Source organism: Pseudoalteromonas sp. SR44-5, assembly GCF_014163675.1.
Lineage (GTDB): Bacteria > Pseudomonadota > Gammaproteobacteria > Enterobacterales > Alteromonadaceae > Pseudoalteromonas > Pseudoalteromonas rhizosphaerae.
In genome coordinates, this window is record NZ_JACJDT010000017.1 from 13,906 (window position 1) to 36,127 (window position 22,222).

Annotated in this window: 20 protein-coding genes and 1 pseudogene; 10 read left to right on the plus strand and 11 right to left on the minus strand. The window is 40.0% G+C overall.

Going from position 1 to position 22,222, the window contains the following annotated elements:
* Positions 1–37: 37 nt before the first annotated feature.
* Entirely contained in the window at positions 38–1,582 is a 1,545-nt protein-coding gene (locus H5154_RS11200; protein WP_259398499.1) for a tetratricopeptide repeat-containing sulfotransferase family protein, read from the plus strand.
* On the opposite strand, the gene H5154_RS11205 is transcribed toward H5154_RS11200, so the two are convergent.
* On the minus strand, positions 1,551–2,405 hold the full coding sequence (locus H5154_RS11205; RefSeq protein WP_182718334.1) for a sulfurtransferase: 855 nt from the start codon (positions 2,403–2,405) through the stop codon (positions 1,551–1,553). The two genes, H5154_RS11200 and H5154_RS11205, sit on opposite strands and share 32 nt — an antisense overlap.
* 257 nt (positions 2,406–2,662) lie before the next feature.
* On the opposite strand from H5154_RS11205, the gene H5154_RS11210 reads away from it, so the two are divergent.
* Positions 2,663–3,673, plus strand: a complete 1,011-nt coding sequence (locus tag H5154_RS11210) for a glycosyltransferase family 9 protein (protein WP_182718335.1) — start codon at positions 2,663–2,665, stop codon at positions 3,671–3,673.
* On the opposite strand, the gene H5154_RS11215 is transcribed toward H5154_RS11210, so the two are convergent.
* From H5154_RS11215 to H5154_RS11235, 5 genes are all read right to left on the minus strand, one after another.
* On the minus strand, positions 3,670–4,089 hold the full coding sequence (locus H5154_RS11215) for a group 1 truncated hemoglobin (RefSeq protein ID WP_182718336.1): 420 nt from the start codon (positions 4,087–4,089) through the stop codon (positions 3,670–3,672). The genes H5154_RS11210 and H5154_RS11215 overlap by 4 nt on opposite strands.
* Positions 4,089–4,922, minus strand: a complete 834-nt coding sequence (locus H5154_RS11220; protein WP_182718337.1) for a DUF3034 family protein — start codon at positions 4,920–4,922, stop codon at positions 4,089–4,091. Before H5154_RS11220 ends, H5154_RS11215 begins: the two co-directional genes overlap by 1 nt.
* Positions 4,909–7,221, minus strand: coding sequence for an EAL domain-containing protein (locus H5154_RS11225; protein ID WP_182718338.1), 2,313 nt, complete (start codon positions 7,219–7,221; stop codon positions 4,909–4,911). The genes H5154_RS11220 and H5154_RS11225 overlap by 14 nt, the downstream gene beginning before the upstream one ends.
* On the minus strand, positions 7,214–7,873 hold the full coding sequence (locus H5154_RS11230) for a methylamine utilization protein (protein WP_182718339.1): 660 nt from the start codon (positions 7,871–7,873) through the stop codon (positions 7,214–7,216). The genes H5154_RS11225 and H5154_RS11230 overlap by 8 nt, the downstream gene beginning before the upstream one ends.
* A gap of 163 nt (positions 7,874–8,036) precedes the next feature.
* Positions 8,037–9,143, minus strand: coding sequence for a phosphoribosylaminoimidazolesuccinocarboxamide synthase (locus H5154_RS11235; RefSeq protein ID WP_182718340.1), 1,107 nt, complete (start codon positions 9,141–9,143; stop codon positions 8,037–8,039).
* A 184-nt stretch (positions 9,144–9,327) separates the two neighbouring features.
* On the opposite strand from H5154_RS11235, the gene H5154_RS11240 reads away from it, so the two are divergent.
* The 3 genes from H5154_RS11240 to H5154_RS11250 are packed head-to-tail and all read left to right on the plus strand — an operon-like array spanning position 9,328 to position 11,775.
* Entirely contained in the window at positions 9,328–10,017 is a 690-nt protein-coding gene (locus H5154_RS11240) for an ABC transporter ATP-binding protein (protein ID WP_149983162.1), read from the plus strand.
* Positions 10,014–11,264: an FtsX-like permease family protein gene (locus tag H5154_RS11245; protein WP_182718341.1), complete on the plus strand. Its 1,251-nt coding sequence runs from the start codon at positions 10,014–10,016 to the stop codon at positions 11,262–11,264. The genes H5154_RS11240 and H5154_RS11245 overlap by 4 nt, the downstream gene beginning before the upstream one ends.
* A 10-nt stretch (positions 11,265–11,274) precedes the next feature.
* Positions 11,275–11,775: a DUF3299 domain-containing protein gene (locus H5154_RS11250; RefSeq protein ID WP_182718342.1), complete on the plus strand. Its 501-nt coding sequence runs from the start codon at positions 11,275–11,277 to the stop codon at positions 11,773–11,775.
* Positions 11,776–11,847: 72 nt separating this feature from the next.
* On the opposite strand, the gene mutM is transcribed toward H5154_RS11250, so the two are convergent.
* Positions 11,848–12,657 (minus strand): bifunctional DNA-formamidopyrimidine glycosylase/DNA-(apurinic or apyrimidinic site) lyase, encoded by an 810-nt coding sequence (gene mutM / locus H5154_RS11255; RefSeq protein WP_145234708.1) that lies wholly within the window; start codon positions 12,655–12,657, stop codon positions 11,848–11,850.
* A 1-nt stretch (position 12,658) separates the two neighbouring features.
* Positions 12,659–13,177 (minus strand): hypothetical protein, encoded by a 519-nt coding sequence (locus H5154_RS11260; protein WP_145234706.1) that lies wholly within the window; start codon positions 13,175–13,177, stop codon positions 12,659–12,661.
* A gap of 172 nt (positions 13,178–13,349) precedes the next feature.
* Here H5154_RS11260 and H5154_RS11265 point away from each other — a divergent pair, with 172 nt between their 5' ends.
* Both H5154_RS11265 and H5154_RS11270 read left to right on the plus strand, forming a co-directional pair.
* On the plus strand, positions 13,350–14,276 hold the full coding sequence (locus H5154_RS11265; protein WP_182718343.1) for a manganese-dependent inorganic pyrophosphatase: 927 nt from the start codon (positions 13,350–13,352) through the stop codon (positions 14,274–14,276).
* Positions 14,277–14,443: 167 nt separating this feature from the next.
* A pseudogene (locus tag H5154_RS11270) lies at positions 14,444–15,562 on the plus strand (GGDEF domain-containing protein).
* 251 nt (positions 15,563–15,813) lie between these two features.
* Here the strand turns inward: H5154_RS11270 and rpmG are convergent.
* The 3 genes from rpmG to radC form a co-directional block, all read right to left on the minus strand.
* The gene (gene rpmG / locus H5154_RS11275) at positions 15,814–15,969 is read right to left on the minus strand and encodes a 50S ribosomal protein L33 (RefSeq protein ID WP_004335545.1); all 156 of its coding nucleotides are present in this window, start codon (positions 15,967–15,969) and stop codon (positions 15,814–15,816) included.
* Between the two features lie 11 nt (positions 15,970–15,980).
* Entirely contained in the window at positions 15,981–16,217 is a 237-nt protein-coding gene (gene rpmB, locus H5154_RS11280; RefSeq protein WP_004335549.1) for a 50S ribosomal protein L28, read from the minus strand.
* Positions 16,218–16,494: 277 nt separating this feature from the next.
* Positions 16,495–17,169: a RadC family protein gene (gene radC / locus H5154_RS11285; protein ID WP_169020545.1), complete on the minus strand. Its 675-nt coding sequence runs from the start codon at positions 17,167–17,169 to the stop codon at positions 16,495–16,497.
* 153 nt (positions 17,170–17,322) lie between these two features.
* Here radC and coaBC point away from each other — a divergent pair, with 153 nt between their 5' ends.
* The 3 genes from coaBC to H5154_RS11300 all read left to right on the plus strand — a co-directional run bounded on the left by coaBC (position 17,323) and on the right by H5154_RS11300 (position 22,175).
* Positions 17,323–18,540 (plus strand): bifunctional phosphopantothenoylcysteine decarboxylase/phosphopantothenate--cysteine ligase CoaBC, encoded by a 1,218-nt coding sequence (gene coaBC, locus H5154_RS11290; protein WP_179959239.1) that lies wholly within the window; start codon positions 17,323–17,325, stop codon positions 18,538–18,540.
* A gap of 115 nt (positions 18,541–18,655) precedes the next feature.
* Positions 18,656–19,243, plus strand: coding sequence for a nucleoid occlusion factor SlmA (gene slmA / locus H5154_RS11295; RefSeq protein WP_182718344.1), 588 nt, complete (start codon positions 18,656–18,658; stop codon positions 19,241–19,243).
* A gap of 157 nt (positions 19,244–19,400) precedes the next feature.
* Positions 19,401–22,175 carry a prolyl oligopeptidase family serine peptidase gene (locus H5154_RS11300; protein WP_182718345.1) on the plus strand — a complete coding sequence of 925 codons (2,775 nt, stop codon included), beginning with the start codon at positions 19,401–19,403 and terminating at the stop codon, positions 22,173–22,175.
* Positions 22,176–22,222: the final 47 nt, after the last annotated feature.

Consider the following 22,222-nt stretch of genomic DNA (forward strand, 5'->3'; position numbering starts at 1 on the left):
CTTGGTGTTTTACGCCAAGGCTTTTATGCTTATTGCCATGCTGACATCGATACAAAAAAACCTACAACAACAAATTGAGCACGCTATTAATCATAGCAAGCTTAATGACGCGCATTTATTACTGATCAGTAATATTAAAAACACACCAGATGATCACTTTAGCTATTTTTTGCTGGCGCAAGTAAATGTTGCAGCAAATGATATAAGCAAAGCAAATAAACTCTTAAACAAAGCGATTAGTATTACGCCCCTACCTTTATATTTTGCTCACTCAGCCAAGTTTGCCGTACTGCGCGGGCAGCTGTTAGATGCGCAGCAATATATAACTGAAGCAATAAAACATCCATATTATGAAGTTATTGAATGCGATTTAATTGCTAATGTACTGACTCGTTTAGGCCATTATCCACTGGCGCTCGAGTGGCAATTACGGGCCTATCAACAAGCCCCTAACAATCCGCAAATAAGTTATAACTTAGCTGTGGCCTATAAAATCATGGGGCAATTGAATGATGCTATACAGCTACTGCGTACACTTACAGAGTTACATCCGCAGCATCTTCAAGCTCACTACTCGCTCGCTGAACTTAACAATAACAAGCAGGCTAAGCAGCATTTACAACAGCTGTTAACTTTAACCGAATACGCTAAAACGCCGATGCAGCAACAATTTCTGCACCATGCGATTGCACTCAATTACGAGCACTGCGCTGATTATAAGCAAGCCTTTGCCCACTTTACTACAAGTAAGCAAGCGATCTGTCAGCATGTAAAATATGATGCGCAAGCTCACAAAGCATTTTGCCAGCAACTAATAACCTTAAGTCACGAGTATACGCCGCCCTTAAGCGACAGCGATTTTACCCCGATATTTATTGTTGGTATGCCGCGCTCAGGGACTACTTTGCTAGAAAAAATAATGAATCAATCAGATTTGGTGCAAGGTGTTGGTGAACTCAATGATATTGCCCAGCTTTGCCAAGGTAATAATGCTCAGGCATTAAATAGCGTGGTGCTCAATGATGCATATAAAAATGCTGCGTTAATGGCGCAGTTGAGTCAGTATAAACAGCGTATTAGTCAACTAGTAGCACCACAGCTACGCAGCTGCGACAAACAGCCATTTAATTTTTACTATATCGATTTAATTTTAGCGGCTTTCCCGAAGGCTAAAATCATTTGCATGCAACGAGGCCGAAAAGCTAGCTGTATAGCTAATTACCGCCAACTGTACAGCCCAGCCAGTGCGTTTCATCACTATAGCTATAACCTGCAAGACATCGATAGTTTTTATCAAGATTACAGCTCTTTGATAAATCATTTTGCAGCAAAACACCCGGATAATGTGATGATTATGCAATACGAAACATTAGTATCAGAGCCAATCACAAGCACGCAACAGCTCTATGATTTTTGTGATTTACCTTGGCAAGTTAAGTGTCTGGATTTTCATAAACAACATAGCCCGTCGGCAACAGCAAGCAAAGTACAAGTACGCCAGCCTCTCAATAAAAAAGCCATTGATTACTGGCAGCACTACGGATTTGCGTTTAACGCGAAGGACAGGGACCCGTTTCGATAGGTAGTTCGTCTCGGCCGCCCCACTCACTCCATGAGCCGTCATAAACATGCAGATTTTCATATCCACACTCATCGGCAAATAACGCCAAGATACATGCAGTAACGCCGGAGCCACAACTAAATTGCAAGGTAGTTTGCAGATCTGCTTGATCGCCAAGTACAGCCTCGAAAGCAGCTTTAATGTCAACGAATGGTTTTGCTTCGCCATCATCCAATAATTCAACAAAAGGTAAAGCGCGGCTATTAGGAATATGGCCGCTGCGCATCCCAGCTCTCGGCTCTGCCATTTCACCTAAATAACGCTGATAACCTCGTGCATCAAGTAGTACGGTATGTTCATCATCTATGCCCTGAAAGACTGCAGCCGCATCAATAAAGTAACCAACTCGCGGTTTGGCAACAAAGTTACCTTTATGATAATGGCGACTATATTCAATTTGCGTTAAATAACCCAACGACTGCCACTTAGCAAGGCCACCACTGAGTACTTTGACATTATCAAAGCCCATGGCTTTAAACATCCACCAACCTCTTGCAGCACTAAATAAGCCTTGGTCTTCGTAGATGATAACTAAGGAATCTTTATCAACCCCCATTAACTGCATCTGCTGAGTAAATTGCTCCGCACTGCACATGGTATGCGGTAGCGGATTGTCTTGATCGGCTAATTGCTTTTTAAAGTCAAAACGCTGTGCATTTGGCAACTTAGCCTGCGGTTTATACTCACCCAGCTTACCTGGGCGCACCATGCCAGCATCAAAGATAACCAGCTTTGGGTCGTTTAAGTGCTCGTTTAGCCATTGGCAAGTTACTATGTTTTTCATTGTGTTCCTTTACTTCTGTTACATATTACTAAGCCTTCTCTACCAGAGCCTATTATTAAAATAGTTACGGTACATTTTGCACAATAATTTTGCCAGTTTCTATATACACTGTAAATTACTTAAATTATCAAGAATAAACTAAAAAATATTTTTTCTACAATTATATACATTTATACTAGGCATTATATTGCAAACAATGTGATACAAAGATGATTTTAAAATATCTTAATATTGACAGTTCTAAAGGCTAAACTTAGATGAAAAAAAATAATCAACAAATAGTAAGCAGCCAAATAGCAGGCAATATTTTAGTAGTACTACCAAAATTTATTGGTGATGCAGTCAATTGCACACCGGCTTTACAACTACTTAAAGACCTTTATCCAACTAAAAGCATTATCTTATTTGTTAGACCTCACTTAGCTGAGATGTTTAAACGCGAGACTGACTACTGTGTTATCGTGGATGAACGCTTTGATAATAACAAACCCATCTCTATGTGGGCACAAGCAAAAATACTCAAAAATGCTAACATTGAGCTTGCAGTAATTATGCGCAACTCATTGTCTGAAGCAATACTTTGCTTTTTAGCAAGTATCAAATACCGAGTAGGTTATGCAAAAAATGGTCGCTCACCACTGTTAACACACAAACTGAAATTAGACGAAAATCACCACTATATATTTCGCTACTGCCGACTTGTGAATGAGCCACATGGTAATCCGTTTAGCTCTATACCAAAAACAGCAATCGTAAAAGAGCCGAGCCTGTTAATCCCTAAACAGAACAAAAAATCTATCGGGGTTTATTTTGGCGGAAAAAATAAAGGCTTGCGTCATTACCCTAATGAGCTTTCATTTGTTGCAATGGTTGATATAGCTAAAAATATTGACTGCACATTTTATATTTTTGGTGATAACGGTGAGCTTGAAGATACCCAACAATTACAGGAGCGGCTAAACCAGCAAAAAATTGACTCTGTCGTCCTTGCTGGGAAAACCTCGATTATTACTATGATAGACGCTATCGGTGAGCTTGATTTATTACTGACAATCGATTCTGGTCCCATGCATATTGCAGCTGCATTCAATATTCCTTTTGTTGCTGTTGTGGGCTTAGGAACTTCGCCATGGAGTGTTGTGGCACCCAAAGTAACTAATGCCATTACGTTAATTGCAAATGGCGATCAGCTACTTGAAAAAGATATTATTAACGAAATAAAGCCACATCACGTCAGTGAAGCTGCTTTAAAGTTACTGGATCACTAAATCTTAATAATTTCAGCTCTCAGTGGTGCCATTTTCGCGAGTATTTTATTTTGCACTGTATGACTAATATTTTGTTCATTCATGGCATTGATTAACAAATCAACCACATGATTAAAGTCAGCCTCCGTGATGTGCATGCCAGTATGAATATCAACCATACTATCACGCGTGTACTCACAGGGCCCATCAGTTAATACACACAAATGATTAATAAAGCCTTCGCGGAAATGGCTAATATTTGCATGCTCAAAGTAATGAATAATTTGTTCGTCATTACCGATTTGATTAATGAAACTATCAACCAGTCTTTGTAGCCCTGCTTTACCATCAAGTTGCTGATAAAACGTTAGATTTGAAGCCGATGAACAACCAGCTAAGCTGGCTATTAACACTATCGTTGTTAGTATTTTTTCCATTACCAATATCCTGTTACCGATAAGTACCAACCGGTTTGGTCTTTTGCTCCAGCAATACTACCTAAATCAAGGTATGCGGCAGTGACACTTACGTATTTATTTGGCATCCAAGCAACAAATACATCTTGCCAATCTTGCTCACCCAATCCGAGATTATTTGATTTTTGACGATACTCTATTCCAACAGCAACTTCTCGACTAAGAAAAATGGCAGTACTAGCTTCAAATAAGAGTTTTTCATTGCTATTCGCTCCACCGTATCCAAGTAAGCCAAGCTGATTTGCTTCACTATAACGCGTGGTAACATTCCAAAACCAGTTATAACCTGCAATGGCCCCTAAATGTAGCTTGCTTGCAGCAAGGTAGATATCAGTACCGGAGGTATCCTTAGCCCCTACTAATGTAGCGACTGCACCATCATCAAGTGATTTATGTTGTACTCCCAAGGTAACTTGAGGCCAGTCACTATAAACAATATCACCATAGAGCCTAATCTTAACACCGGTGATTTCTTGTTCTATCTCGGTATTTAGCGCCGGCACAGCAAAGTTTTGCTGTGCATAGCTAAGCTCAACGCGATTAAACAAGTTAACTTGGGCACCGCATACATCTAAGCTGTAATCGGTAACATCAGCCCGACTACAAAAGCCATTAATAGAAAACTCATCTTCGCTGGCATAACCCGCAAGCTGCGCCCAAGGCACGATACCACCACCACCACTACCTTCTACTTGCGATACTCCAGGCGTTGCTAGCAGCTTGCCTTTTGAGGCAAAGCTATTAAATGCAGATAATGCGATAACAGCTAAAAATAATAATTTAAGCTTTTTCATTATACTGCTCCAACCATTGCTCAAACGCATCGGCTTTGAGTGGACGACTTAGATAATACCCTTGCACATGATCACACTGCATTTTTTGTAACAGCTCTAGCGATCCTAATGTTTCAACCCCTTCGGCTACGACAGAGAAGCCAAGCTGATGACCTAAGGTAATTGTGGATTCAACAATAAACTGATCCTTTTCAGATTCATCAAGTTTAAGAATAAAACATTTATCTAATTTCAGCTCGTCAATAGGTAACATTTTCAAGCGCCCTAGCGATGTTTGCCCAACCCCATAATCATCAAGAGATATTTTGACACCGATCGCTTTAAGATTCTCCAGCGCGTGAATGCCCTTTTCTTCATTTTCAATCATATCGCGCTCTGTTAATTCAATCGTGATAAGCGCAGGTGCAACTGAAAACTGTTTTAAAGTACGAATTAAATTGGAGTGAAAGCCGGGATAAGCGATATCTTGGGCTGAAACATTAATTGCAGCTTGCATATAAATGCCTTGCTGTTGCCAAAGTCCGACCTGTGCTATTACTGTTTTTACCACCCAACCGGTAAGGTCAACAATTAATCCCGATTGTTCAGCTAGGTCAATAAATAGCTCCGGCGATACCCAACTACCATCCTTGCGTTGCCAACGAATAAGCGATTCCACTTTATTGATTTGTTGTGTAGCGATATGTAATTTAGGCTGATAAGTCATAAACAATTGACCATCGTCATCATTAATCGCTTGCTTGAGCTCATCGATCATAATGAGCCTATCAAGATGCGCTTCATCCTCTCCAGGCAGGTAATAATGAATATTTTCATGAGCACTTGCGGCACTATCCACAGCAATCAATACCCGACGCATTAAATCATCCGCTTGTAACCCTTGCGAAGGATACTCCACCACACCAGCACTAAAACGTAAATTGATTTTAAGCTTTTGAATAGTATAACCAGCTTGTAACTGCGCCATTAACCCGACTATGCCACTTTTAAGATTACGCCCTGCACTACTAGGAAACGCGGTTAAAAATTCATCACCACCAATACGTGCATGTAAACCACCAAACTCATCTGAAAACTCAGCAATACGTAAAGCTACAGCTTTTAAGCAGTCATCGCCAATACGAGCTCCTAGCTTATCGTTAATATGCCTAAGGCCACGAATATCAATTGCCACTAAGGTATATTCTTGGTCTTGTTGAAGATTTTCGCTCAACACTTCCAGCATTGCAGAACGATTATAAAAACCAGTTAAAGAATCATGCTTTGCAGCAAAGCTAATTTGTTGTTCACGCTCTTGGATATCATTACCCATGTTTTTAAAAGCATCAATTAATGTAGCTATTTCATTGCTTTGCTTTTTGCTCATCGCGTCAACACTGTAGTTTCCTCGGGCAAACTGCCGCGCTAAAGTCACTAATTGTGATAATGGCATGGTTAAGTTTTTGGCCAATAAACTACTGGTAATAACACCGATAAAAATCGTTAAAGACGCAAGAATGACTAGCGTGTAAAACAATCGCTCAAATTCACTGTAACTCTGCGTTAGATCAGCACTCAGTAATACATTAACGGGATGATCGTCAAGGGAAGGTAGGTGTACATCGCGATTGCGATATACCAGTTGTTCACCAAAAATTCGTTGCGTGGTTGTTTTATGAAAATATTCAGTCGGAATAAACGGCGTCGGGCGCTCTAACAAAGAGCTTTTAACCAAATTATCGCTGTTAGCAATAAAGCTTACATCCATACCGGTTAAGTTTTTTAGCTCAACCGCAACCTTATCATCAATTTTAAAGCCGACTAAACTGTGCGCGATAGTACGTGGGGCTTTAATAGGTAATAAAATAACCTGATATAGCTCATTATTTAGCACAACAAAGCTAGATTGCTCGGTATTGTTGAGCAACTCACTCATTAACGCTTGTAAATTATTATCAAAGTCTTGTTGTCGATTAGTTGATACCAACTTACCTGATAAGTCCAATAACAACATTAAATCAGCATTAATTCGCTGACTATGATTATACAATACGCTACTAATCGTATTTGCATCCTTAGTGGCAACCGCTTGTTTAAAACCAAAATCAGCAGTCAATACTTTTGCAGCTGTGAGCAATAAACTTTCTTTCGACGCTAAGTACTGCTTATAGACATTTTCAGCCACATTAATATCTTGGGTGACCTTTTTTTCATTAAATTGACTAGTCGACCACCAGAAACTAAATAAGCTCATAACTGTAGTTAATAACACTAAGCCTACACATAAAATAGTTATGCGATTTTTTAAACTATTAGTCATTCCCACCCTTAAACTTACTACCAAAAGTATTACGTGGCTTAGGCTCAGTTGTTTGCAGTGTTACTTGTAAACTATGAGGCGAATTTACAGCTAACGTTAGCGACTGCTTTTCTTCAAGTGTGTTCTTTTGTAAAGAATGCCAAAGAGTTAGCTGTACTGGCAAAGTTAGGCCACTTAGTTGCACATTTCCACGCTCATCACTTTGATAAACATCAGCGCTTTTTGCAACATAAATATACCCTAGCATAGAGTCATGGATATTACAGCCAAGCACCACAACCCCTTGATTTTCAAATGTAATCGGATTTTCTGGTTGCCCTGAATATAACTTTAACTGAAATGGTTTAGCTTCAGAGAAAGAATACACGTGGTGGCGAATATTATCGCTATTAGGAAAGTTCACTTGCTGCCCTTGATGAGCAATCAAAAGTGTTGGTGAAAACTGCTTATCTACTTGATCCATTATCAGTACAGGTAACTGCTGCGATAATTTTTTATTGCTTTTGCTAGCAATTTCTACAACTGCATTGGTGAGAGGCTGCCCATATTGATCAACGATATTGAGCGTAACATCTTGTGCATAACCTTTACTTGCAAGCGCCATTGCGAAAAGAGTTATAACGCTTTTTGTTACCATTACTTGCAATCTCATTTGGTCATCCCCTGTTGTGCGAACACTAACATATGAGTATCTCTAATTAATCTTAGGTTAAGTTAATTAGAGACTGACTCCAAATGCAAGAATAAAAGCCCAGTTACACTAAATAATAGGAAAACTTAAGGCTTTTAAACAACAGCAAGCAAATAACTAGTGACTAAAGCTTGGAAATCAAGCCATATTGTTGATCCAAAATAGTTATAACCTCTGCGCGAGGATCTGTTGGAATAGCGATATCGTAGCCAACTATTTTACTGGCAATGCCAACATATGTTTCTGACACAGATAACATAACTGATTCAGGCAGTATGTAATCTTTAGCAAGTTGCTCTCGCTCAGGCATACGGTCTTTATTCAGTAACACATCGCTATCAGGTACATTACTAATTAATAATTGGCGGAACCCCTCTTTAGAGTTCTCAACAATTTTTCCATCACGATACGCAGCACCATCCCAAATGCGCGATGAATCAGGCGTACCGACTTCATCGATGTAGATAAGTTTATCTGTACCATCAATATCTTCTACATACCCAAACTCAAACTTTGTATCGACGAAGATTTGATCCAATTTAGCCAGCTCAGCGCTAATTAAGGTAAAACCTTCAACAAGAAGTTTTTCGTATTGCGTAACATCATCTTCAGACTTAAAGTTAAACACAGTTAAGTTATTAGTGATATTGTCACGAGTAATATTTACATCATCCACAGCAGGAATATCTGCAACGCCAGTAATAATACCTTTCGTTGATGGCGTAATTAACACATCATCTAACTGCTGATTAGCGGTTAAGCCTTCAGGTAATTCTAAACCACAAAAATTACGAACACCTTTGCTGTAATCACGCCACATGCTGCCAGTTATATATTGACGAGCAATTGCCTCTACTTTCACAGTACTGGCTTTACGAACAATCCATACATACGGATGTGGAATATCAACAATATGATTGCCCGCCAGACCTGCTTGATCAAATAGCTTAAACCAATGCGATGCAACAGTATTTAACGCAATACCTTTGCCTGGTACACCATTTAGGCCATTTTCACCTTGCCAAATACAATCAAAGGCAGAGATACGATCGGAAATTACCATAATAGCCAGCTCAGTACCTTTAGGTACTTGATAGCCTTTTTCGCTGATCAAACGTGCGCTGTCTTCGTCTGTTAACCAATAAACTGAACGTACTTTGCCACTGTGAACGGGGCCCTTAGTGCGTATTGGTAAGTCATCGTTTACGTCTAAAACTTTATAGCTAGTCATGCTATCTCCGAGTATATGGCACGCCCTGTAAGGGCGATTGTATGGGTATGGGGTTATAAGCCGCTAATAATAATCGAGACCGGGGGAAATCACAATTAAAGCACTATGTGATTTAACGCAGTTTAGTTGGTATTTTATTATACACGTTATAAGATAACATCAAAATCCAGTAGTAATTTACGTGATGATTAATATACAGCAGCTAAGTTTTAAATGGCAAAAACAACAAGTCAAACCCACTTTAGCAATTGCAACACTTAGCATTGCTAAAGGCGAACATGTGTTTTTACATGGCCCTAGCGGCTGTGGTAAATCCACTTTATTATCGTTACTTGCAGGCATTAACCGCCCTACATCAGGCCAACTGAGTATTTTAGGCTGTGAACTGGGTCAATTAAGTAAAAGTAAATGCGATAAGTTTCGCGCTGAGCATATTGGGTATATCTTTCAAAATTTTAATTTACTTCCTTACCTATCACCGATTGATAATGTCACATTAGGTTGCCAATTTTCAAAACCACGGCAAAAAAAAGCATTAATCAATAGTCCAACCCTTAATCAAGAGGCCTCAAGGCTATTAAATGCACTGGGCTTAGACGAGCAATTACATCAACAAAATGTCGCTAGTTTGAGTATTGGCCAGCAACAGCGAGTCGCGGCGGCGCGCGCCTTTATTGGCAGCCCAGAATTGATAATTGCCGATGAGCCAACGTCTGCTCTTGATGCAAACAATCGCCAGTCCTTTATCAACTTACTTTTTACACAAGCAAACGAAGCGAATAGCACCTTACTTTTTGTCAGCCATGATACAAGCTTACAACCGCTTTTTAATCGCAACATTGATTTACTGTCGCTACAGGAGCAAGGTAAATGATCCTCTTAAAACTTGCTATTAGTAGCTTATATAATCGCCGCGCCAGTGCATTCTTAACTCTGTTTACTATTGCTGTTAGTGTCATGTTATTGCTGAGTATTGAGCGAGTGCGGGTTGATGCCAAAAGTAGTTTTAGTAATACCATTTCTGGTACTGATCTAATTGTTGGCGCTCGTACCGGAGATATACAGCTGTTATTGTCTTCGGTTTTTCGCATTGGTCATGCTAATAATGGCGTTGGCTGGCAAAGCTACCAATATATAAAACAGCAACGCGGCGTCAACTGGACCATTCCGCTATCACTAGGGGACAGCCATAAAGGCCAAGCGGTACTGGGCACTTCTGCTGATTATTTTCAACATTATAAATTTGCTAAAAAGCAGCAGCTTAGTTTTAGCCAAGGCCGCGCCTTCGCCCATTTAAATGAAGTTGTACTGGGCGCGCAGGTAGCAGCAAAGCTAGGCTATTCGCTGGGTGATAGTATCGTTATTTCACACGGTATGGGTAATACCAGCTTTCATCATCATGATGATAATCCCTTCACTGTGGTGGGCATTTTAGATGCGACAGGCACGCCAGTTGATAAAACCCTACATATTCCATTAGCGGCTATTGAACTGATCCACAGCGGTAACCATACCAGCCATGAACATGAACATGAACATGAACAGCATGATGATCTAACAGGCGAACCTAAGCAAATCACCGCGTTTTTAGTGGGTTTTGATTCTCCGCTTTATACGTTACAAGTTAGGCGCAATATTAATCAGTACAAACCTGAAGCGTTGCTTGCCATCATGCCTGGTGTAACTTTGCGTGAGCTATGGGAAATGCTGACAATTGTTGAAAAAATCTTGTTGCTGTTTTCTATCGTAGTGGTACTCGTGAGCCTGCTAGGCATGCTAACGACCCTATTGGCCAGCCTTAACCAACGCCGCCGCGAATTGGCCATTTTACGCTCTGTCGGTGCGCGTCCTTGGCATTTATTCACATTGATCAGCATAGAATCACTACTGATAACCTTTTTAGGTTGCCTAGTAGGTTGTGGGTTATTTTATTTATTAATGTCTCTTGCCACAGGTTACTTGCAAAGTAATGCCGGCATCACAATCACCATTGCGATGCTATCGAGCTATGAACTGGTATTGATCGGCGCTATTATGGCGGCCGGCTTTATCGTTGGTTTGATACCAGCCACCCGCGCCTATTTTTACTCATTGTCTGATGGCATGAGCATTAAAATTTAAGAGGAATATCATGCAGTACTTTCAAAAGCTCAGTTTGCTTTGCTTAGTTATTTTTAGCTTTGGTTATAATTTTAGTAGTTATGCCAATGAACCAAAAGAAATTTTTTGGGAAGATTTAATTCCTAAGGGCCACGTGCAAATAGATACCCTAGATCAAGCTAGCCATGAAGGTACAGAGCAAAATTGGGTGCAACCTGATCTAGATGCACCAATTGTTAAGGAACTCAATGGCCAATCAGTCAGCTTACCTGGGTTTGTAGTACCTCTTGAAGGTGACAGCGAAATGATTACTGAGTTTTTATTAGTGCCTTACTTTGGTGCTTGCATCCACGTGCCACCACCACCACCGAATCAAATTGTTCATGTGACAATTAAAGGCGGCGTGCCAATTGAAAGTTTGTACGATGCCATAGTAGTTACCGGCGTCATCAGCACTGAAACCTGGAGTGGCGACATTGCACAAGTGGGCTATAAAATGACAGCCGTCGGCGTTGCACCGTTTGAGCTGTAACTCAGATACATACCTCAGGCGTGTTGTTCCCAGTGCTGCAAATAGCAGCTCTCAAGTGCAACATGCCTTAACTTATTTTTGGCATTGACTACAGTACACTGTACTACGTTGCCCTAAACGAATTTCTGTTAATGCTTTCTTACATACCATACATGGCTCACCTTTGCGGCCATAAACTAATAACTGTTGTGCAAAGTAACCTGGTTTACCATCACTTTGGGCAAAGTCTTTTAATGTCGTGCCACCTTGGGTGATAGCCGCAGCCAAAGTATCTTTAATAATAGGGATTAATTGCTGATAGCGCGCTTGTGATACTTTTCCTGCTTCACGTTTTGGATGAATACCGGCCTTAAAAAGAGACTCGTTAGCGTAAATATTACCCACACCAACCACCACAGCGTTATCCATAATAAATTGTTTGATTGGCACTTTCTTATTTCGTGACTGCTCATATACGCGCTTAGCAGTAAATTCATCAGTGAGTGGCTCAGGGCCCAGTTTGCTCAGTAAGCTATGGCATTCGCCGGGCGCTTGCCATAAACAACAACCAAATCGGCGTGGGTCATTTAGTCTAAGAGCTTTACCGTTGGCAAATATAAACTCGATATGATCATGCTTTTTTAATGGCTCATTTTGTTCAACAACTCGTAAATTACCCGACATACCTAAATGCAAAATAATGCTGCCCAGTTCACACTCAAGTAGCAAATACTTTGCCCTACGCTCAACAGCTAACACAGCTAAGTTAGCGATTTTGTACACATCATCAGGCACAGGCCAACGCATATTCGGATTATGAATATTCACCTTTGTAACTGTTTGCTGCAAAATATGTGGGGTGATCCCCATTCGGCTAACTTCAACCTCTGGTAATTCAGGCATACTATTTAGGCTCACTTTGTGAAAAATTAAAACTAGGGAATAAACGCTGCGCAGTTGCTTTATCAAGTGATAACACGCGCTGGTTGCTTTTATCTAATAAATAATAGCCTTGTGGTGCGCTATATAATTGATACAACCAAGGAAGTTGCTCGCCTGCCAACCATACGGTTGCTACAGTCAAAGCTGAGGTATTATGGAATGCTTGCTGATTATCAGCGACCGACAATTGCATGCTCTGCCATTCATTTACTAATGCCACAAGGTTTGCTGTTGTTGCTTGCCAAAAACTAGCAGGTGCATTATTGATTAATGCAGTGGCGCGCCAAGAAGTGCCTATGCGCTCTATTTTTTGATCGGGAAACTCTAGAGCTAAAATAAAGTTTTGCGCTGGCAATACACTTTGCACACTAGATTGTTCTGAACCACTGTTGAGTTTTGTATGTAATCCATTAAAAAAGAAAATCATCAACAGCATGGAAAAAATAACCACATTATTCCAGCCCCTGCGACCTAACTGCATTTGAGTTCTTCCTAAAAGATTCAATTAGTTAAAGTGTAACCAAAAACATATAAAAATGGCAGTTGAATTTTTTAACTACTGTTAAGACTGAATATTACAAAAAATCACCAACGCGAATGTGTCAAAGTTAAATTACTTTGCTAAAATACGGCAAAATTTAAGGAGTTCCGTCATGTCAATGTATGTAGTGGGTCATAAAATCCCAGATTCAGATTCTATTTGTGGTGCAATCGCACTCGCATATTTGAAAAACCAAATCGAAGAACCAGCAATTCCAACTCGTCTTGGTGAAATATCACCTGAAACGCAGTTTATTCTTGATAAATTCGGCTTTGAAGCACCAGAGCTAAAATTAAGTTATGCCGGTGAAGATGTTTACATCGTTGACCATACCGAAAAAACGCAAGCACCTGATGATATCGATCAAGCTCGCGTTGTTGGCGTTGTTGATCACCATAAACTAGGCGATTTAACCAGCTCTACACCTCTTGAATGCTGGATCCGCCCTGTTGGCTGCTCAAACACTATCATTAAAATGATGTATGACTTCTACAATGTTGAAATTCCAAAAGACATTGCAGGCATCATGATGTGTGCAATTTTAAGTGATACGGTTATTTTCAAATCACCAACCTGCACCACAGCTGATATTAAATGTGTTGAAGCGCTTGCTGAAATTGCCGGCATCGAAGACTTTAAAGAATTAGGCATGGATATGTTCCGTGTTAAGTCAGCGGTTGAGAATACTCCAGCGCGTGATTTAGTAATGCGTGATTTTAAAGACTTCAACATGAACGGTAAACTAGTTGGTATTGGTCAATTAGAAGTTATCGATCTAGCGGTATTTGATGATATTAAAGCAGACCTTGAAGCTGATATTGCTAAGCTTAAAGAAGAAGGTGGACGCCACTCGGTATTCTTATTACTTACCGACATCATGAAAGAAGGCTCACAAATGCTGATCGTATCTGACGATGCAACACTAGTTGAAACTGCTTATGGTGTAACGCCCAAAGACGGAAAAGCATGGCTAGACGGCGTACTGAGCCGTAAAAAGCAAGTAGTACCACCACTGCAAGATGCATTTGCAAAGCTTTAACGTGCTAGGTGCTAGGTGCTAGGTGCTAGGTGCTAAAAATATTAACCTTGTGGGTTTTTCCTGCAAGGTTTTTTTATACCTAAAACTTATCAGTTAATATTTGTGCTACACAGGACTCTGCAAATAAGTAATACTTAACATCATAAATAATTAGGTAATATTCATTTATGTTAGGGTTTTGGTACAGTAAGTCTCCGCAATTTGCAAAGGATCACAAAGATTTTTGGCGAGCACGTTTAATCGCCCATTTTTTATTATTTTCAACAGCTTACTTTTTCATTTTAACAGTACTCAATGTTTTCTATTTCGAGCAATTAGACCTTGCCTTAATTGACTGTTTAGGACTTGTTATCTCATTAACTATTTATTTCTGGTTTTACAAATCTGGCAACGTTAATGTAACCGCATGGGCTGTTACATTAATGGCTAGCAGCTTAGCTATATTATTTATAATTTCGGTAGGCGGAAATCCATTCTCAATATTATGGGCTACGCTTATCCCCCCTATTGCATTTTTTTTAATAGGCAGAAAACGGGGAAGCATCATCAGCGCAATTGCATTCTCTATTTGTGCATACTTAATTTATACACAGCAACAACAAACAATAACCATAGGGTTAGGATCATTATTTAACACTATCGAAGTCAGTATCGCTCATATTCTAATTTTTAGATTTTACGAAAAAACACGTTCGTTAGCGTATCAAAACTTATCTAACCTTAATGACGAAATTAAAAAGTTAGCAGAAACAGACAAGTTGACTGAGTTATATAACAGACAAAAATTTGATGCAGAGTTATCGGCATTAATAACTAAAAGCGAGCACTCTCAAACATCTCATTGTTTACTTATGTGTGATATAGACTATTTCAAAAAAATTAATGATACCCACGGGCATTTAGTTGGCGATAAAGTACTAAAAGAGTTTGCCCATCTGTTGCAGCAAAAAATAGGTGAGTAAGCGTTAATCGCTCGTTGGGGTGGTGAAGAGTTTGTAATAATATTACTCAACACTGCTTTGTTGGATGCAGCAAAGCAAGCGAATGAATTAAGGAGTTTAATTAGCTCAAATACAGTTGCCAATATGCCTATCACTATCAGCCTTGGGGTAACCGCTATACAAAAGAGTAATGATAGCGTTTTAAAAGTATTAGAGCGAGCTGATAAGGCACTCTACTTTGCTAAACATCACGGCCGAAATTTAGTTTGCATCAACGATAACAACGCACATGTTACCTGTTATGACACATTTTTAAAATTAGTCGACGATGATATAAACGAATAATACCAATCGACTTAAATATTTAACTATTCTAGCGCGCTAAATAAAGCGCTAACTGCGTTAGTAATTTTTCATGTAGAACAACTACATGTCAAAATTTCTGCCTTGTTATCACTGTGTTTTTCTGTCGCTATAAATGGTCAGTAACTTAAAACGATTGGTATAATCTGTGATTCGAGAACGGAAAAACTACGCATTTGAAAAACAAAAAACCCAGCCTAAGCTGGGTTTTTGATATTCATAGAAAACTAAAATTACTTGATTTTAGCTTCTTTGAAAAGAACATGTTTACGGATTTTTGGATCAAACTTTTTGATTTCCATTTTTTCCGGCATGTTACGCTTGTTCTTGTCGGTAGTGTAGAAAAAACCAGTACCAGCTGTAGAAACTAAACGGATCTTATCACGCATGACTCAGGTCCTTAAACTTTTACGCCGCGAGCACGGATTTCAGTAAGAACCGTGTCGATGCCTTTTTTATCGATAATACGCATACCTTTAGTAGTAGTGCGTAATGTTACAAAACGTTTTTCACTTTCAACCCAAAAACGGTGTGTTTGTAGGTTAGGTAGGAAACGACGTCTAGTCGCGTTTCTCGCGTGTGAACGGTGATTACCAACCGCAGGACGCTTACCTGTAACTTGACATACTTTAGACATGTCTATATATCTCCAATAACTTCGCTCGAGCTTAATTTGTCCCCTAGGCTATGTATTTTGTGCCCCAGGGATAAATCGAAGGGCGCTCTTTATACAGCTTATACAGGCAAAGATCAAGTGATTGATCTAATCCAACCAGCTCATGTGTAAATTTGATAGCGGCTAATTATAAAGATCGAATGCCCTTAGGGAAAGTAAAAACTGCATTTAAATTAAACTAATTTGCAAATAAGCACTAAACCGCTCATTTTTAACACGCTTAGTGATTTGAATACGCTTAAATCAAGCCTCGTTCTGCAAACGAAACACAATTATCTCCCCCAACAACGATGTGATCTAAAATATTTATATCGACTAATTGCAAAGCTTGCTGCAATTTAGTGGTAATTAATTTATCAGCTTGGCTTGGTTCAGCAATACCTGATGGATGATTATGAGCCAAAATAAGTGCCGCAGCGTTATTTTTTAAAGCCGCTTTGACGACTTCTCTTGGGTAAACAGATGCCGCATTAATAGTGCCATAAAAAAGTGTTTCTTCTTTAATTAAGCGATTCTGACTATCTAAATACAACACCATAAATACTTCTTGCTGCAAGCCTCGCAGCTCAATCGTTAAATAGTCATATACTGATTGCGGTGAATTAAATACCGCTTCGCGCTGGCATTGCTCCATCATATAACGACGACTCAACTCCAGTACTGCTTGAAGTTGCACAAATTTTGCTGTGCCCAGTCCTTTTTGTGCACAAAAATCATCGATTGATGCATTAAATAAGTTATGCAGTGTTTGATTTTGTGTCATTAAATGTTGTGCTAACTCAACTACATTCATGCCCGGCAAACCCGTTCGCAAAAATATCGCTAATAACTCGGCATCGCTTAACGACTTAGCCCCTTTCGCCAATAACTTTTCGCGTGGTCGCTGGCTACTTGGTAAAGAGGTGAGCTGCATTATTTCGTCCCTGAAAAATGATTTATAATTTAACTGTAATGCAAAAATAAAATTTCGCCTGTAAAACTGCGAATAAATTCCATATTAAAACTTCGTCCCCAAGGCAAAGATTTGCTATCGTTAGCGCATATCGACAAACAGTTTTATCAGAGTATGACAAAGTTAATGACCAATTTAGCGACAGAATTAGTAAATAAAAAAATTGTACTTGGTATCAGCGGTGGTATTGCCGCCTACAAATGCGCCGAACTTGTTAGACGTTTAAAAGATCATGGTTGTGATGTCAAAGTGGTGATGACTGAGTCAGCTAAGCACTTTATTACTCCGCTTACCATGCAGGCCGTAAGTGGTGAAATGGTCTCAGACTCTTTGCTCGATCCATCTGCTGAAGCCGCTATGGGCCATATTGAATTTGCTAAATGGGCTGATTTAATATTAGTCGCTCCTGCCACATCTAATATCATCGCAAAAATGGCAGTCGGCATTGCAGATGATTTACTCACCACTCTATTGCTGGCAACCCCCGCAAAAGTAGCAGTGGCGCCTGCAATGAATCAACAAATGTATGCCCACCCAGCAACTCAAGCTAACCTAGCAACTTTAAAACAGCGTGGCATTGCAATTTGGGGCCCAGGTAAGGGTGAACAAGCATGTGGTGATGTAGGTGCAGGGCGAATGCTTGAACCACATCAGTTAGTGGCACTATGCACGCAACCTTCGCAACCGCAACTACTAGCTGGTAAAACAATTACAATCACCGCAGGGCCAACTCGTGAGCCACTTGATCCGGTGCGTTTTATATCAAATCACAGCTCTGGGAAAATGGGCTTTGGGCTTGCACATGCGGCAGTTAGTTTAGGTGCAACGGTTAACCTGATTTCAGGTCCGGTAACAATTGCGCCACCACCAGGTGTAAACCTAATAAACATTGAGACCGCTGAGCAACTACTTGAACAATCACTTATTTTTGCTCCCAAATCGGATGCTTTTATTGGTTGCGCCGCGGTTGCCGATTATCGCGCCGCAGCGATAGCCGAGCAAAAAATGAAAAAACAAGGCGATGAACTGACTCTCACTTTAGTTAAAAATCCAGATGTAATTGCCGCAGTTGCTAGCCTTACAGAGGGTCGCCCATATACAGTTGGCTTTGCCGCAGAAACTCAAGATGTCGCAAGCTATGCGAAAGGCAAACTCAGCAATAAAAACCTCGATATGATCTGCGCTAACGATGTATCACAAACGGGCCTTGGTTTTAATTCAGATCATAATGCTTTAACACTGTTCTGGCATAATGAACAAAAAGAACTGCCCGTCGATACCAAAAGCGCATTAGCACTGAGTGTAATGAGTGAGCTTGCTAAACGATTGTAAAAAGGCTGGAAAGAAACTGAATAAAACATTAACATAGCCCTTATCGCTTGCTCAAAAAGTGAGTGATAAGTAGCCGCCAAAAGCTAAGTAAATAATTATAAAGAAAGGAATGTTCATGCCTGCGACAAAAAGAAGTAATCGCAAAGAGCAAATACTACAAGCACTCGCACAAATGTTAGAAACCAGCCTAGGTCAACGTATCACCACAGCAAAATTAGCTGCTGAGGTAGGCGTTTCTGAAGCTGCGCTTTATCGTCATTTCCCGAGTAAAGCACGGATGTTTGAAGGCTTAATAGAGTTTATTGAAGACACTTTGTTGTCGCGCATAAATCTCATTCTTGAAAACGAAAAAGAAACTCAAAGCCGTATCTATAATATTTTATTGCTACTACTGGCATTTGCTGAGAAAAATCCGGGGATCACTCGTATTTTGACCGGCGACGCCTTGCAAGGTGAACAAGAACGCTTGCGTGAGCGTGTACAAAGCTTGTTTGAAAAGCTTGAAACACAACTAAAACAAGTACTACGCGAGCGTAAACTTCGCGAAGGTAAAACCTTTCAAAGTGATGAGTTAACCATTGCCAACTTTTTACTTGCCTACATTGAAGGCAAGATGAACCAATTTGTCCGCAGTGACTTTAAAGCAAAACCTAGCGCGCAATTTGAAAAACAGTGGTTAGAATTACAAAAAATATGGCTTTAACTCCTAGCTCCTAAAATTATCAACCTTGTCGGTTTTCCTACAAGGTTTTTTTATAAATGTTACTTTCAACCTTTATTTTCGACCGCTTATCGTTTCTACTCGAATTGTTGAACAAACTCGTTATGATGATGCAGATGAAACAAAACGAGAAGTAACAATGAAAGCACAACTTTCCCTACTCAGCGTAGCACTGGTTGCAAGCCTTGGCAGTGCCATGGCATCCGCAAAAGAGCCGCTACAATTTAAAGATGTATTCGATTTCAAAGCAGCTAAAACAACGCAATTATCTGAAAATGGTGAAGTACTGAGCTTTAGTGCAACCCCATACCGTGGCGATGCAACAGGCCAAGTCTATACCTTAAACAATAATAAATTACTTGCAGAAATTGAGCGCGGCACTAAACCTCAGATCAACAAAGCAGCTAACTGGGTAGCATTCACCCAAGTCCCTACTTTGCTTGAAAAAGAAACCACAAAAAAGAAAGACACCTTAAAAAACAATCTAGTACTCGTTAATACAATAACGGGGGAACAACAAGTTTTTGAGAACGTAAAAGATTACCAGCTCTCTGATGATGGTAACTGGTTAGCTTATCGCTTTGATGAAAAAGCAGATAAAGACGCTGATAGTAAAGATATTGATGACACAAAAAACACCGCTAAAACCAGTGAAATCAAACCTGATAAAAAAGATAAAGCGTTTGAGCTCATTGTTGTAAATTTAAAAGACAAAACAACTCATACAGTAAATAGCGTATTTAGTTACGCAATCAATACATTTGGCAGCGAGCTTCTTGTCAGCCAAAGCTATCCTGACGGTAACGATAACCAAGTAGCATTAATTACATTAAACCAAACATTTGATACGAGTGTATTAATTGATGAACCAGGCGTTGTTGCAAACAAAATAGTGTGGCATCCAACTAAGAATATTGCCGCATTTACACTGGGTAATTATGTAAATGACGATATGCGCCGTCGCGATCATCAGCTAAAACTGTGGCAAAACGAACAGCTTACAAATATTGCTGCTCCTGAAAAAGATTGGACTATTGGTAAAACAGCAAAATTGAGCTGGTCTGAAGACGGTGAACGCCTGTACTTTGAAAATCACCCTAAGTTAGCGGAAAAAATTAAAGAAAAGAAATACACCGATCAAGCCTCGTTATTTGATTACGATACGATACGCGACCAAAAAGGCCTTCACGTTTGGCATAACAACGATGCCGAAATTAAACCCCGCGAAGAGCAACAATGGAACGAGAGCAATAAAAATCGTCATTATCAAGCCGTTTACCATCTTAATGGCAAACAAGTTGCGCAACTAAGTAACACTGACATGCCAGATGTGGCACTCAATACCAACAATCGCACTGCGTTACTTGGTTCTTCAAATTTACCTTATCTTAAACGTATTATGTATGGCGGTTTTTTTGCTGACTACTATGCAGTCAATGTGCAAAATGGTGAGCGTAAAGCGATTATCAGTGATTACCCGTTTAGGCCCAGCCTATCACCCAGTGGACAATTTGCTGCTTACTTTGAAAATAGCCAAGTGCAACTCAAAGACTTAGGTAACAATAAAGTCAGTACCTTAACAACAGCGATTAAAGCAACGTTCGCTGATGATCAGCACGATTACCCTTCAACTCAACCGGGTTATGGTTTTGCCGGTTGGTTAACTGATAGCAGCCAAGTGCTGGTATATAGCAAATACGATATCTGGGCATTTGACGTTAAAACTCTCAAAGCCACACGCCTTACACAAGGCAAAGAAAACAACACGCAATATCGAGTCATCAAACTTGATAAAGACCAAGTAGGCTTTAAACAAGATGAAACTTTACTACTTAGCGCTACAAACTTACAGCAAAAGCAAACTGAAATAGCAAAACTCAATCTTGCTGATAACTCGATCAGCAAAGTATTAAGCGGTAAAAAACGTTTTGACGTGGTAAAAAAAGCTAAAAATGCCGATAAATACCTATTCACTGAGCAAACTTATCAGCAGTTCCCTGACTTTTATCAAACTGATTTTAGCTTTAAAAAGCCACAACGCGTTACTAACTTAAACCCACAAGTTAACGACTTTGCGTGGGGGCAAAAACCGGAGCTAATTAGCTATAAAGGCTTCGATGGTGAAGACTTACAAGGCGTATTGATAAAGCCTGCGGGCTATAAAAAGGGCGATAAAGTGCCAGTGGTGGTGTATTTTTACCGTTATATGAGTCAACGCATGTTTGATTTCCCTAAAATGGAATTAAACCACCGCCCTAACTTCCCAATGTTTACTTCGAACGGTTACGCGATTTTCTTACCTGATATTCGCTTTGAAATTGGTCACCCAGGTAAATCATCAACGCAAACCATGATCAACGCCACCCAAAAGCTGATTGATTTAGGTATCGCTGACCCTGATAAAATTGGCTTACAAGGGCATTCATGGGCGGGCTATCAAAGTGCCTTTATGATCACCCAAACTGATATGTTCAAAGCGGTAGTATCGGGTGCGCCCGTGTCAAACATGACCAGCGCTTACAGCGGTATTCGCTTAAAATCTGGATTAGCGCGTCAGTTCCAATATGAAACTGGGCAAAGCCGTATCGGTAAAACCTTGTTTGAAGCGCCAGAGCTTTACATCGAAAACTCACCGGTATTCTTCGCTGATAAAGTAAATACACCAATCTTAATTATGTTTGGTGATAAAGATGATGCTGTACCATGGCACGAAGGCGTACAGTATTATTTAGCGCTGCGCCGTGCAGGCAAAGATGCGACGTTTTTGCAGTATGAAGGTGAACCACACCACTTAAAGAAATTCCCTAACCAAGTGGATTTTTCAATTCGGATGATGCAGTACTTTGATCACTACTTAAAAGGCAAGCCTGCCGCTAAGTGGATGACCGAAGGCGAAGCTTTCATTGAAGAATAAGCTGAAGAATAAGCAGCCATAAACTAAAACGCCCAGCAAATGCTGGG

Coding starts and splice junctions, on each gene's coding strand:
- H5154_RS11230 (WP_182718339.1), bottom strand. CDS start 7,873: ATGAGATTGCAAGTAATGGTAACAAAAAGCGTTATAACTCTTTTCGCA.
- H5154_RS11265 (WP_182718343.1), top strand. CDS start 13,350: ATGTCAATGTATGTAGTGGGTCATAAAATCCCAGATTCAGATTCTATT.
- H5154_RS11200 (WP_259398499.1), top strand. CDS start 38: ATGCTGACATCGATACAAAAAAACCTACAACAACAAATTGAGCACGCT.
- radC (WP_169020545.1), bottom strand. CDS start 17,169: ATGCAGCTCACCTCTTTACCAAGTAGCCAGCGACCACGCGAAAAGTTA.
- coaBC (WP_179959239.1), top strand. CDS start 17,323: ATGACAAAGTTAATGACCAATTTAGCGACAGAATTAGTAAATAAAAAA.
- H5154_RS11300 (WP_182718345.1), top strand. CDS start 19,401: ATGAAAGCACAACTTTCCCTACTCAGCGTAGCACTGGTTGCAAGCCTT.
- H5154_RS11260 (WP_145234706.1), bottom strand. CDS start 13,177: ATGCAGTTAGGTCGCAGGGGCTGGAATAATGTGGTTATTTTTTCCATG.
- rpmB (WP_004335549.1), bottom strand. CDS start 16,217: ATGTCTAAAGTATGTCAAGTTACAGGTAAGCGTCCTGCGGTTGGTAAT.
- slmA (WP_182718344.1), top strand. CDS start 18,656: ATGCCTGCGACAAAAAGAAGTAATCGCAAAGAGCAAATACTACAAGCA.
- H5154_RS11240 (WP_149983162.1), top strand. CDS start 9,328: ATGATTAATATACAGCAGCTAAGTTTTAAATGGCAAAAACAACAAGTC.
- H5154_RS11250 (WP_182718342.1), top strand. CDS start 11,275: ATGCAGTACTTTCAAAAGCTCAGTTTGCTTTGCTTAGTTATTTTTAGC.
- H5154_RS11245 (WP_182718341.1), top strand. CDS start 10,014: ATGATCCTCTTAAAACTTGCTATTAGTAGCTTATATAATCGCCGCGCC.
- mutM (WP_145234708.1), bottom strand. CDS start 12,657: ATGCCTGAATTACCAGAGGTTGAAGTTAGCCGAATGGGGATCACCCCA.
- H5154_RS11235 (WP_182718340.1), bottom strand. CDS start 9,143: ATGACTAGCTATAAAGTTTTAGACGTAAACGATGACTTACCAATACGC.
- rpmG (WP_004335545.1), bottom strand. CDS start 15,969: ATGCGTGATAAGATCCGTTTAGTTTCTACAGCTGGTACTGGTTTTTTC.
- H5154_RS11225 (WP_182718338.1), bottom strand. CDS start 7,221: ATGACTAATAGTTTAAAAAATCGCATAACTATTTTATGTGTAGGCTTA.
- H5154_RS11205 (WP_182718334.1), bottom strand. CDS start 2,405: ATGAAAAACATAGTAACTTGCCAATGGCTAAACGAGCACTTAAACGAC.
- H5154_RS11220 (WP_182718337.1), bottom strand. CDS start 4,922: ATGAAAAAGCTTAAATTATTATTTTTAGCTGTTATCGCATTATCTGCA.
- H5154_RS11210 (WP_182718335.1), top strand. CDS start 2,663: ATGAAAAAAAATAATCAACAAATAGTAAGCAGCCAAATAGCAGGCAAT.
- H5154_RS11215 (WP_182718336.1), bottom strand. CDS start 4,089: ATGGAAAAAATACTAACAACGATAGTGTTAATAGCCAGCTTAGCTGGT.